Genomic DNA, 12241 nt, shown 5'->3' with positions numbered 1-12241 from the left:
TCCACCAGGAGCTCCCGCATGACCCAGGCCGTCGATTCCGCCCCCCGCACGGGAAGCGTCTCGCAACCGACCGCTGCCGAGACCCGTCTCGTGATCGGGCTGCTGCTCGTCTCCGCGTTCGTCGTCATCCTCAACGAGACGATCATGGGCGTGGCGCTGCCGCGGCTGATGGACGACCTCGACATCAGTGCGGCGACCGGGCAGTGGCTGACCACGGGCTTCCTGCTCACCATGGCGGTCGTCATCCCGATCACCGGGTTCCTGCTGCAGCGGTTCAACACCCGCCCCGTCTTCGTCTGGGCGATGGGCCTGTTCTCGGCCGGCACCCTGATCGCCCTGCTCGCACCCGGGTTCACGCTGCTGCTCGTCGGCCGCATCGTCCAGGCCAGCGGCACCGCGATCATGATGCCGCTCCTGATGACGACGGTGCTCACCCTCGTCGACCCGGCCCACCGTGGCCGCATCATGGGCAACATCTCGATCGTCATCTCGGTCGCGCCGGCCATCGGCCCGACGATCTCCGGGCTCATCCTCAACGCGTTCGACTGGCGCTGGCTGTTCGGCTTCGTCCTGCCGATCGCGATCGCCGCGCTCATCCTCGGCATGGTGAAGGTCCGCAACGTCTCGACGCCCCGCCGGGCACCGCTCGACGTCGTCTCGGTGATCCTGTCCGCGTTCGCGTTCGGTGGGATCGTCTACGGCCTGTCCAGCATCGGCGAGGCCGGCACCACCGGCCTGTTCGTCCCGGTCACCGCGCTCGTCGTCGGTGCCGTCGCCCTGACGGTCTTCATCCTCCGTCAGACCCGACTGCAGCGCACCGACAGCGCCCTGCTCGACCTGCGCACCTTCCAGACCCGCGGCTTCACCGTCCCGATCGTCGCGATGGCGCTGAGCTTCATGGCGATGTTCGGCACGCTCATCCTGCTGCCGATCTACCTGGAGCGCGTCCTCGGGCTCGAGGTCCTGAACGTCGGACTGCTGCTGCTCCCCGGCGGGCTGCTCATGGGGCTCCTCTCCCCCATCGTCGGACGCATCTACGACCGTCGCGGACCGCGCGTGCTGCTCATCCCCGGCTCGATCATCGTCAGCGCGGTGCTCTGGGCGCTCTCCACGGTCGGCGTGGACACCAGCGTGTGGTTCGTCCTCGGGGCGCACGTCGTGCTGAGCATCGGCCTGGCGCTCACCTTCACCCCGCTGTTCACGGCGGCGCTCGGTGGCCTGCCCCCGAAGCTCTACTCGCACGGCAGCGCGGTCCTCGGCACGGCGCAGCAGCTCGCCGGAGCCGCCGGCACCGCCCTGTTCGTCACCCTGCTCACGATCGGCGCCGCCACGGCAGCGACCGGCGCGGGTGCGGACGCCGTGGCCGCTGCGACCGCCTCCGGTGTGAAGACCGCGTTCATGGTCGGCGCGGTGATCTCGCTGTTCGGCATCCTGGCATCGGTCTTCGTCACCCGTCCGGCGGTGCCCGAGGGCGCGCCGACGCCCCCGCCCGCGCACTGACCGCGGTGCCGCCCACGGGTCCACGTGGCATCGTGGGCGGCATGCGGTCGACGGCGAGCGAACTGAACTGGTCCGGCACGGTCACCTACACGGCCGAGCAGGTGCTCCGACCGGGCTCGATCGACGAAGCAGCCGAGGTCGTCGCACGCTCCCCGCGGGTGCACGGGCTCGGCACCCGGCACTCGTTCAACGACTCCGCCGACGCCCCTGGCGTCCTGCTCGACCTGACCGCGATCCCCACCGACCTGGTCGTCGACCCCGAGCGGCGGACGGCGACCCTCGGAGCCGGCACCCGCTACGGCGTCGTCGCCCCCGACCTCGACCGCGCCGGGTTCGCGCTGCACAACATGGGCTCGCTCCCGCACATCTCCGTCGGCGGCGCGGTCGCCACCGGCACCCACGGCTCCGGCACCACCCTCCGCTCGCTGACCACCGCGGTCCGGTCCCTCGAACTGCTCGGCCCCGACGGTTCGCTCCGGACCGTCGACCGCACCGACCCGGCGTTCCCCGGCACCGTCCTGCACCTCGGGCTGTTCGGCATCGTGACCCGGGTCACGCTCGACCTCGAACCCACGTACCGGATGCGGCAGGACTCGTACGGACCGTTCCCGTGGAGCACGTTCACCGACCACGTCGCCGCAGTCCACGCAGCCGGGTACTCGGTGTGCGCCTACACGGTCTTCGGCGACGAGATCAGCGAGGCGCTCGTGAAGTCCCGGGTCCCCGACGGCGCCGACGACACCGCCGTGCCGGACGACCTGTTCGGCGCTCCCCGGCTGCCCGGCTCCCCCGGCGACGGCCACCACACGGCCCGCGACGGGTCGGTGGGCCCCTGGTGGGACCGGCTGCCGCACTTCCCCATCGAGTCCGTGCCGAGCCACGGGTCCGAGGTGCAGAGCGAGCACTTCGTCCCGCTCCGGCACGCGGCGGTGGCGCTCGACGCCCTGCGCGGGCTGTCCGACCGCATCCAGCCGCACCTGCACGTGTGCGAGCTGCGGACGATGGCGGCCGACGACCTCTGGCTGAGCCCGACCCAGGGCGAGGACGTGCTCTGCATCGCGTTCACCTGGCAGAAGCACCCGGAGGCGGTCGCTGCGCTGCTGCCCGACCTCGAGGCGCGGCTCGCACCGTTCGACGGCCGACCGCACTGGGGCAAGATGAGCTCGCTCGACGGCGACGCGATCGCGGAGCTCTACCCGAGGGTGGCGGACGTCCGTGAGCTGATCGCACGAGCCGACCCGGACCGGACGTTCGCATCCGCGTTCGGCGAGCGGGTGCTGCGGGCCTGACCCGCGCCTCCAGTCCGACGCCCCCGCGCCCCGCGCACCCGCGCACCCGCGCACCTGCGCACCTGCGCCCCGGAACCAGGTTCCGGACACAGCACCACGCGATCGCGCAGTTCCGTGTCCGGAACCTGGTTCCGCAGGCCCTTGCCGACCTTGCCGACCTCGCGTCCGGGAGGCCCGGTGCCGGTCCGCAGCGCGCGTCAGCGCAGGCGGGTGACCACCTTCACATCCCCGTCCCAGTGCCGGAGACCGCCCACGGTGAGCACCTCGGGCAGGGGCCCGTCCGCAGCGAGGACCCGGAGCGCCGCCGGCAGGTCGACGTCGCGGATCCGCCGAGCGAGGGTGACGTGCGGCGCCCACCGACCGGGCAGCGACGAGTCGACCGAGCCCGGAGCGGCGGCGTCGACCGCGCGGTGGAAACGGGCCAGTGGCTCGTCGACGACCACGCCGAGGCCGAGCACGTGGCGACCGGGGCCGGCGGGGAAGAGCAGGACACCGGCGACGCGCAGGGTCTCGGGCACCGCGACGTCGAGGTCCGTCGGCACGGGCAGCGCCTCGCCGGCCACGAGGGTGACGTGCGGGTCGTTCGTGCCCGAGTGGCCGAGGCTCGGCAGTTCCGCGGCGACGAGGGTCTGCCAGAGTGCCCGGACCGCCGCGTCCGAGGGGCCGTCGAGGACGAGTTCGATGCTGCGCACGTACCGAGTGAACCAACGCACCCCGTGACGGCGATGTAACACGGCGGAACGGAACTCGCACCGGGGACCCGCTCCCGTCACACTCGACTCCACGCCGCGGACCACCGCGGCTCCCCCGCACAGCACGGCCCACGAGGAGCACCAGCATGTCCGCAGCCCCCGCACTGCCCGAGAAGCCGAAGGGCAAGCGCCCGATCGGCTGGATCGTCGCCGCCGTCATCGTCGTCGTGGCGATCGTCGTCGCAGTCATCGTCGGAGTCGTGCGCTCCGGTGGTGACAGCGGTGGCGCTGCCGCCGGTGACGCTGCGCCGAAGACCGTCACGATCGGTGTCTCGGACAAGTCGCTGCCCTACTGGAACACCTACGTGAAGGCCGCCAAGGAGCAGCTCAACGTCACCGTGAAGCTCCAGAACTTCTCGGACTACTCGCTGCCGAACCCTGCGCTCAAGGACAAGCAGATCGACATCAACCAGTTCCAGCACATCCAGTACCTGGCGAACTACAACGTCACCTCGGACGACGACCTGCAGCCGATCGGCGCGACGGCCGTCTACCCGCTGCCGCTGTACTCGACGAAGGTCTCCGACGTCGCGGACTTCGAGGACGGCGCGAAGGTCGCGATCCCGAACGACGCCATCAACGAGGCCCGTGCGCTCCTGGTCCTGCAGGCCGCTGACCTGCTCGAGCTCAAGGACGGCGGCAACGCCTTCTCGACCACGGCCGACATCACCTCGCACAAGGTCGACGTGCAGACGCTCGACGCCTCGCAGACCGCGAACGCCCTGCAGCAGGGTTCCGTCGAGGGCGCGATCGTCAACGTGAACTACGCCACCTCGGCCGGGCTCGACACCAAGGACGCGATCTTCCAGGACGACCCGAAGAGCGCCTCGGCTGCCCCGTACGTGAACGTCTTCGCCGTCCGCGACGCCGACAAGACCAACAAGACCTACCTCGACCTGGCGAAGCTGTTCCAGGACGACGCCGTGCAGAAGGTCTTCGCGAAGGACTACCCGGACGCCGTCCCGAGCGACGAGAGCGCCGCCTCGCTGCAGAAGGAGCTCACCACGGTCGAGTCCGACGCGAAGGCGGCAGCGGAGTAGTGCCGGTCCTCGTCGAACTCCGCGGCGTCTCGAAGCACTACCGCCGCGCCGACACCGGCGAGACCGTGGTGGCCGTCGAGGACGTCTCCCTGGACGTGCACCAGGGAGAGGTCCTCGGCGTCATCGGGTACTCCGGTGCCGGCAAGTCCACCCTGGTCCGTCTGGTGAACGCCCTCGAGCTCCCCAGCTCCGGGACGGTCACCGTGGCGGGCAAGGAACTGACGGCGATCCCCGAGCGGGATCGCCGTCTGGCGCGTCGCAACATCGGGATGATCTTCCAGCAGTTCAACCTGTTCCGGTCCCGCACCATCGCCGGCAACGTCGCGTACCCGCTCAAGGTCGCCGGTGTGCCGAAGGAGGAGCGGGACCGTCGCGTGGCCGAGCTGCTCGACTTCGTCGGGCTGCTCGAGCGCGCCCACGCCTACCCGGAGCAGCTGTCCGGCGGTCAGAAGCAGCGCGTCGGCATCGCGCGGGCCCTCGCGGCGTCGCCCGACCTGCTGCTCGCCGACGAGGCCACCAGCGCCCTCGACCCGGAGACCACGTCCGAGGTGCTCGGGCTGCTCCGCCGGGTGAACAAGGAACTCGGCGTGACGATCATCGTCATCACGCACGAGATGGACGCCGTCCGGCAGATCGCCGACCGCGTCGCCGTGATGGAGCAGGGACGCGTCGTCGAGGTCGGGGACGTCTACGACGTGTTCTCCGCGCCGAAGACGGGCGCTGCGCAGCGGTTCGTCCGCACCGCGCTGCACGACCGCCCCTCGGTCGACACGCTCGCTCGCCTGCGCGAACGCCACCCCGGTCGTCTGGTGACCGTGCAGATCACCGACGAGGCCGGGCTGCAGAACCGGATCGACGCGGTGTTCCGCTCCGCCGGGGTCACCGCCGAGCTCGTCTACGGCGGGGTCGGCGAGATCCGCGAGCGCCGGATCGGTTCGCTCACGTACGAGCTGACGGCCGGCGGGGTCGCCGACGCCGGTGCTGGTGCTGGTGCTGGTGCACCGGACGCCATCGATCGCGCCGTCGCCGCCCTGCGCGCCGACGGCGTCACGACCGACGAGGAGGCAGCAGCGTGAACAACTCGTTCCAGAGCGTGATCGACACGTTCGACGTCTTCCTCGCCGCCATGCGCGACACCATCGTGATGTCGCTCGTGTCACTCGTCATCGCCGGCGTCATCGGGCTCGCCCTCGGGCTGCTGCTCTACGCGACCCGGCCGGGCAACCTGCTCGGCAACCGCACCGCGTACACGATCATCAACGTCGTCGTGAACCTGGTCCGGCCGATCCCGTTCGTGATCTTCCTCGCCGCGATCGCCCCGCTGTCGCGCGTCGTGGTGCAGACCACGATCGGCGTGCCCGCGGTGACCTTCGCGATCTCACTGGCAGCGGCCTTCGCGGTGTCGCGCATCGTCGAGCAGAACCTGCTCGCGGTCGACCCCGGCGTCGTCGAGGCAGCTCGAGCATCGGGTGCGCACCCGATCTCGATCCTGCTGACCGTCCTGATCCCGGAGGGCCTCGGGCCGCTCATCCTCGGCTACACGTTCATCTACATCGGCATCGTCGACATGACGGCGCAGGGAGCGTTGATCGGTGGCGGTGGACTCGGTGAGTACGCGATCACCTACGGATCGCAGCGGTACGACTGGTGGATCGTGTACGTGTCGGTGGCGGCGATCGTCGTCATCGTGCAGCTCGGCCAGTTCGTCGGCAACCGGCTGGCGCGCGCGACCCTGCGTCGCTGACTGGTCGCGACTCCCCGCTCACGTCCGCCGAGTGGTCACGACGTGTCGCTCGGCGGAACGCTGGCCGACAGTTCGTGACCACGCGACGGCGGGCGCGGCGCGTTTCGCCGCCTCGCCACGTGCTGTGGCCGCAACCGCCTGGAGGCCCGGTGCCGGTACACGAGACCGGCACCGGGCCTCCAGTGCGTTGCCGGCTCCACCGGCGCGCCCAACGTCGCCCGCCGAGCAGTCACGACTTCCCGCCGTCGCCCGCGGAGTGGTCACGACGTGTCGTCTGCCGGACCGCCGGCCGACACTTGCTGACCAGTCGACGACATGCCCGCGGGTCAGGCGGCCGGGGACTCCACGGTCTCGATCGTGCCGGTCGCTCCGGGGTGCTCGTAGTGCGCGCGCACCAGGATCGGACGGTGGTCGGAGATGCCCGCCGGCAGGGTCTCGACGCCGGCGATGTGCAGCCCGACGCTCGTCGCGAAGTCGAAGTGGCCCGTGAACTTGCGGTACCGCAGGTACGTCGGCTGGTCGGACAGCGACAGTGCGAACCCGCCCTGCTCGATCTTGCGACGCAGGTTCGTCTGGAACCAGGGGTAGTTGAAGTCGCCGACCATGACCGCGGGGACGTCCTTCGCGAGCTCGCGGAGGAACTGGTGCGCCGCCTCGATCTGCTTGCGGCGCAGGGAGTTCGTCGCGGTCAGCGGTGAGGCGTGGAACGAGGCGACGACGACCTCGGCGTCGGCCTCGGTGTCGCGCAGGTGCATCGCGATGAGCCGTTCGTGCGCGGGTGCGAGGACCCGGTCGTGCAGGGACTTCTGCAGCGAGTGGATGCTGAAGTCCTGCACCTCGAAGCGGTCGTCGCGCTTGTAGATGGCGAGCCCGAGGCGGTTCGTGCGGGTCGACGCGGCGAGCGAGAGCCCACCGATCGACGGGGCCAGGTCGTTGCTGTCGCACTCCTGCACGCAGAGGACGTCGGCGTCGGAGGCCTCAGCCAGGGCGGCGAGTTCACCGTTCGCAGTGTGCTCCCGGAGGTTGTAGCTGACGACCCGGAGGGCAGTGGGCGGCACGCCTGCGTCGGTGGCGATCGTGCTCTGCTGTTCTGGCGCGGCCATGCTGCCTTCCTGTCCGGGTGGTCCGGGTCACCCTGCCGCGGCAACCGTACTCGGCGTTCGCAAACGGATGCTGAGACTGTAACGCCTGTCGGGTTTCGCGCGTGTGACCGTGACGGAAACGGACAGTCGCGGGCCGCGCGCAGGGCTGCGTGGAACCGCCCGGGTCAGGCGCGGACCCGGCGGGCGGGTCGGACGGTGTCCCCCGCTGTGCGGCTCATCAGGATGCCCTCGACGCACGCGACGGCGAGCAACGCCGCGATGACCCAGAACGCGACGGAGTACGGGCCGTCGCCACCGAGCCCGCCGGCCGCGCGGATCACGACCGCGGCGACGGCGACGCCGAACCCGGCGGCGGTCTGCTGCAGCGTCGACGAGAGCGTGTTGGCCGGGGTCATGTCGGCCTGCTCGACGTCGGCGAAGGCGATGGTGTTGTACGCCGTGAAGCCGACGGAGCGGGCGGCGCCGCTGACGACGAGCAGGACCGCGAGCAGCCAGAACGGGGTGTCCTCGGTCATGAACGCCATCGCGACGACGGTCAGCGCCGCGATCGCACTCGACACGATGATCACCGGGCGGTAGCCGAACCAGCGCAGGAACGGCGTCGTCATCGGCTTGATGCCGAGGTTGCCGACGAAGACCCACAGCACGGCGGACCCGGCGAGCACGGCGCTCCAGCCCCAGGCGTCCTGGAACAGCAGTGGGAGCACGAACGGCACCGCGGAGACCGCGAGGCGGAACAGGCTGCCGCCGGCGTGCGACACCCGGAACGTCTCGAGCCGGAACGCCTCGAGCCCCATGATCGGGTGCGGTGCCCGGCGGAAGTGCCGGATCGCGAACCAGCAGCAGACGGCGCCGACGACACCGGACACCACGACGGCCAGGACCGGGATGACGTCGAGCGCGAGCAGCGACGACATCACGACGAGCGACCCGAGGCCGAAGCACGCGAGCAGCGACCCGAACCAGTCGAACGGCACACGCTGCGCGGCGCGCTCCTGCGGGACGAGCACGAGCGCGGCGACGAACGCGATGACGCCGAGCGGGATGTTGATCAGGAAGATCCAGTGCCACGTCAGGGTGTCGACGAGCACGCCGCCGATGAACGGGGCGATGATCGGCGCGGCGAGGGCGGGCCAGGTGAGGATCGCGATGGCCGTGACGAGCTGCTCGCGACCGGCGCTCCGGAGCACCACGAGCCGGCCGACGGGCACCATGAGCGCACCGCCGAGCCCTTGCAGGATGCGCCAGAGCGTCAGGTCGACGAGGCCGGTCGACATCGCGCAGAGTGCCGATGCGATCGTGAAGAGCGCGATCGCGCCCGCGAAGACGGTGCGGGACCCGATCCGGTCGGTGAGCCAGCCGGACACGGGGATGAAGACCGCCAGGGTGACCAGGTACGCGGTGATCGCGACGCCCACCGCGGCCGAGTCGACGCCGAGGTCGCGTCCCATCGCGGGCGCTGCGGTCGCCAGGATCGTGCCGTCGAGGAGCTCCATGAAGAAGGTCCCCGCCACGAGCACGGCGACCGCCGTGCTGCCCGTCCGCCGTCTGGGTGTCGTCATCGTCGTCGCCATGTCGCGTCAAAGGCTATGCCCGGTGCCGGGTCGCGGGGGGATCGTGTCAGGAGGTTCCGCGATCGTGTTGTGCATTGCAGAATGATGCGCACCAGCGCGTTGCCCTGCGGGTCCGCCGAGCGGGAGCGTGGAGGCTGCGCGACGACAGGAGGCTCACCGATGACCGACGCCGACCCGACGACCCGGACCGTGACCACGAAGGGCGCCTGGGACCCGGCAGCGGGCACTCCGCACCACGTCCTCGACCGCGCCCACCTGCCCGTGATGACCCTGCGCGAGTCCGCCCTGGCGAACAACACCGCCGTCATGCAGGCCTACGTCGACCGCCACGGGCTGCTCTTCGCACCGCACATGAAGACGCACATGGCGCCCGACCTCGCCGCACGGCAGATCGACGCCGGGGCCTGGGGCGTGACGGTCGCGTCCGTGCAGCAGGCGATGGTCGCGTGGGAGCACGGCGTGCACCGGATCTTGGTCGCGAACGAGGTCCTCGACCCCGCCGGCCTCGCCTGGCTCGCGTCGCGACGCACGGTCGACCCGGACGCCGACGTCCTCTGCTACGTCGACTCCGCCGCGAGCGTCACCGCCGCCGTCGCCGCGCAGGGCACCGTCGCCGGCGAGCTGCACGTCCTGGTCGAGCTCGGGTTCCCGGGCGGGCGCACCGGGGTCCGCTCCCCCGACGACGCGCGTGCCCTCGCGCTGCTCGCCCACGACGCCGGGCTCGTGCTCCGCGGTGTCTCCGGGTACGAGGGCGGGCTGCCCGGCGTCGACGCTGCCCGCGAGTACGTCGCCGGCGTGCTCGACGTCGCCGAGGACGTCCGCGGGCTCGTCGACGGTCGCGGGCTCCTCAGCATGGGCGGCAGCGCCTGGTTCGACGCCGTCGTGGACGCCGTGGCGCACCGCACCGACGACCTCGACGTGCTGCTGCGGTCGGGTGCGTACCTGACCCACGACGACGGCTTCTACGCCGAGCGCACGCCCTTCGGCCGGCACCCGGCCGAGGGCTCGCTCATCGCCGCGATCGAGGTCTGGGGACGCGTGACGTCCTGCCCGGAGCCCGGACTCGCGTTCGTCGCCGTGGGCAAGCGCGACATCTCCTTCGACGAAGGGCTGCCGGTGGTGCGGTCGGTACGGCCGACCCTGCCAGGAGGCCCGGCGGGCGCCCCACAGGTCGTCCCGCCGCCCGGGGCGGTCACCGTCACCCGCCTCGACGACCAGCACTGCTACCTCGCGCTGGCGGACGGCGCCCCCGAGCTGACGCCCGGCGACGTCGTCGTGTTCGGCATCTCGCACCCCTGCACGGTGTTCGACAAGTGGCGGCAGGTGCACGTCCTCGCCGACGACGACACCGTGCTCCGGACGATCGCGACGTGGTTCTGATGCGCGCGACCACCGCGGCCCCGGTGCCGACGGACGGCGACGGGCCCGCCCGGAACGCCGCACTGTCCCTGCGTCGCGGGCTCCGCCTGCTCGACTGCATCGCAGACCGGACCCGCAGCGGCGCGGTGTCCGTCAGCCTGTCCGTGCTGGCCGCCGAGCTCGGCGCCTCGAAGTCGACGGTGCTGCGCCTGACGGCCCCGATGCTCGAGAACGACCTGCTGCGCCGCACCCCGGACGCCGGGTTCACGCTCGGCCTCGGCGCCCTGCTGCTCGGGCAGAGCTACCTCGAGGGGATCGACCTGCGCTCCGCCGCCGCACCGTTCCTGCGTCGGACGGCGGAGCAGACCGGGCTGACGTGCCACCTCGTCGTGCCGGACGGCACCGACATCGTCTACGTCGACAAGGTCGAGACCCGCGGCACCGTCCGCATGGGCTCCCGGATCGGGAACCGCCTGCCGATGCGGAACACGGCGTCCGGCAAGGCGATCGTCGCGTTCGGTGAACCGGAGCTGCTCGACCGGGTGCTCGCCGAGCCGGCCCAGGTCATGACGGAGCACACCATCACCGACGACGACCGGTGGCGGCACGAGGTCGACCGCACGCACGGACGGGGGTACGGCATCGACGACCGCGAGAACGAGCCGGACATCCGGTGCGTCGCCGCCCCGGTGTTCGACCACGCGAACCAGGTGGTCGGCGCGATGAGCATCTCCGGGCTGGCCTCGCGGTTCCCCGCAGCGGCGGTCCGCGAACTCGGCGACGGCGTCGTTCGGACCGCCCACGAGATCTCCGTCGCGCTCGGGTCCTCGTCGGCGCAGCTCGCCCTCGCGCGGGGTGCCCGGTGACCGGCTCGGTGCTGACGTTCGGCGAGACGATGCTGCTCCTGACCGGGCGCGACGTCGGCGCGGTGCCGGACCTGGAGCACATGCGGGTGGACACCGGCGGCGCGGAGAGCAACGTCGCGATCGGCCTGGTCCGCGCCGGGGTGCCGGCCACGTGGATCGGTCGGGTCGGCACGGACCCCGCCGGCGACCGGGTCGCCGCCGACATCGGTGGGGAGGGCGTCGACGTCCTCGCGGTCCCCGACGCCGAGCGATCCACCGGCATCATGATGAAGGAGCGGCTGCTCGACGGCCGCACCCGGGTGACCTACCACCGCCGTGGTTCGGCCGGCTCGGCGTTGGCCGCGACGGACCTGCCCGGAAGCGTCGTCGAGACCGCTGCGCTCGTGCACGTCACCGGGATCACCCTCGCGCTCTCCGAGTCCGCACACGACACCGTGACCGCAGCGCTCGACCGGGCCGCCGCCGCCGGTGTGCCGGTGTCGTTCGACGTCAACCACCGGCCGAAGCTCATCGGCGCCGACGCTGCACGAGACCGGTACCGAGCCGTCGCAGCACGGTCCGCCGTGGTGTTCGCCGGCGACGACGAGGCCCGACTCGTGCTCGACCGCGACGAACAGGACGACGACGAGGAGTCACTCGCGCACGACCTCGCCGCACTGGCACGGGGCCGCGCGGTCGTGAAGCTCGGCTCTCGCGGCGCCGTGGCGTCGATCGACGGCGTGTTCGTCCGTCGGCCCGCGACCCCGGTGCGCGTCGTCGACCCGGTCGGTGCCGGTGACGCGTTCGTCGCGGGCTGGCTCGCGGCGAGCATGGGCGGAGCGGACGCCGCCGAGGCGCTCGACCGGGCCGCCGACGCCGGCGCCCTCGCCTGCACCGTCGAGAGCGACTGGCGCCGACCGGACCCGGCCGCGTTGCACCACGCCCCGGACCCGTCGGACACCGACCACACCGTGCACGACCACGTCGACCGCTGACACCGCGTCCGCCGACACCGTGTCCGCCGAACACCACCAC

General features: G+C 71.7%; 11 protein-coding genes. 8 read left to right on the top strand and 3 right to left on the bottom strand.

Annotated elements, in window-relative coordinates; translation table 11 throughout:
* The first annotated feature begins 18 nt into the window (after positions 1-18).
* Both EDF53_RS02275 and EDF53_RS02270 read left to right on the top strand, forming a co-directional pair.
* Positions 19-1500, top strand: coding sequence for an MDR family MFS transporter (locus EDF53_RS02275; RefSeq protein WP_123292040.1), 1482 nt, complete (start codon positions 19-21; stop codon positions 1498-1500).
* 41 nt (positions 1501-1541) lie between these two features.
* Positions 1542-2789 carry an FAD-binding protein gene (locus tag EDF53_RS02270; RefSeq protein WP_123292039.1) on the top strand — a complete coding sequence of 416 codons (1248 nt, stop codon included), beginning with the start codon at positions 1542-1544 and terminating at the stop codon, positions 2787-2789.
* Positions 2790-2986: 197 nt separating this feature from the next.
* Here the strand turns inward: EDF53_RS02270 and EDF53_RS02265 are convergent, their stop codons facing one another.
* Positions 2987-3481: a 2'-5' RNA ligase family protein gene (locus tag EDF53_RS02265; RefSeq protein ID WP_148058250.1), complete on the bottom strand. Its 495-nt coding sequence runs from the start codon at positions 3479-3481 to the stop codon at positions 2987-2989.
* Between the two features lie 146 nt (positions 3482-3627).
* Between EDF53_RS02265 and EDF53_RS02260 the strand changes: the two genes are divergently transcribed.
* From EDF53_RS02260 to EDF53_RS02250, 3 genes are read left to right on the top strand one after another with little or no spacing between them, the layout of a single operon-like run.
* Positions 3628-4581: a MetQ/NlpA family ABC transporter substrate-binding protein gene (locus EDF53_RS02260; protein ID WP_123292037.1), complete on the top strand. Its 954-nt coding sequence runs from the start codon at positions 3628-3630 to the stop codon at positions 4579-4581.
* Positions 4581-5657 (top strand): methionine ABC transporter ATP-binding protein, encoded by a 1077-nt coding sequence (locus tag EDF53_RS02255; RefSeq protein WP_123292036.1) that lies wholly within the window; start codon positions 4581-4583, stop codon positions 5655-5657. Before EDF53_RS02260 ends, EDF53_RS02255 begins: the two co-directional genes overlap by 1 nt.
* 50 nt (positions 5658-5707) lie before the next feature.
* Positions 5708-6325 carry a methionine ABC transporter permease gene (locus EDF53_RS02250; protein ID WP_111084480.1) on the top strand — a complete coding sequence of 206 codons (618 nt, stop codon included), beginning with the start codon at positions 5708-5710 and terminating at the stop codon, positions 6323-6325.
* A gap of 326 nt (positions 6326-6651) precedes the next feature.
* Here EDF53_RS02250 and EDF53_RS02245 read toward each other — a convergent pair whose 3' ends face one another.
* Both EDF53_RS02245 and EDF53_RS02240 read right to left on the bottom strand, forming a co-directional pair.
* Positions 6652-7428, bottom strand: a complete 777-nt coding sequence (locus EDF53_RS02245) for an endonuclease/exonuclease/phosphatase family protein (protein ID WP_111084345.1) — start codon at positions 7426-7428, stop codon at positions 6652-6654.
* Positions 7429-7592: 164 nt separating this feature from the next.
* Entirely contained in the window at positions 7593-8990 is a 1398-nt protein-coding gene (locus EDF53_RS02240) for an MFS transporter (protein WP_123292332.1), read from the bottom strand.
* Between the two features lie 171 nt (positions 8991-9161).
* Here EDF53_RS02240 and EDF53_RS02235 point away from each other — a divergent pair, with 171 nt between their 5' ends.
* Genes EDF53_RS02235 through EDF53_RS02225 form a run of 3 tightly spaced genes read left to right on the top strand, consistent with a single transcriptional unit; the run spans position 9162 to position 12201 of the window.
* The gene (locus tag EDF53_RS02235; protein ID WP_185020910.1) at positions 9162-10382 is read left to right on the top strand and encodes an alanine racemase; all 1221 of its coding nucleotides are present in this window, start codon (positions 9162-9164) and stop codon (positions 10380-10382) included.
* A complete protein-coding gene (locus EDF53_RS02230; protein WP_123292034.1) occupies positions 10382-11227 on the top strand; it encodes an IclR family transcriptional regulator in 846 nt (281 codons plus the stop codon). Before EDF53_RS02235 ends, EDF53_RS02230 begins: the two co-directional genes overlap by 1 nt.
* On the top strand, positions 11224-12201 hold the full coding sequence (locus EDF53_RS02225) for a sugar kinase (RefSeq protein ID WP_123292033.1): 978 nt from the start codon (positions 11224-11226) through the stop codon (positions 12199-12201). Before EDF53_RS02230 ends, EDF53_RS02225 begins: the two co-directional genes overlap by 4 nt.
* Positions 12202-12241: the final 40 nt, after the last annotated feature.

It is taken from the genome of Curtobacterium sp. PhB78 (genome assembly GCF_003751685.1).
Classification (GTDB): Bacteria; Actinomycetota; Actinomycetes; order Actinomycetales; family Microbacteriaceae; genus Curtobacterium.
This window is presented reverse-complemented; position numbering and strand designations above follow the sequence as displayed.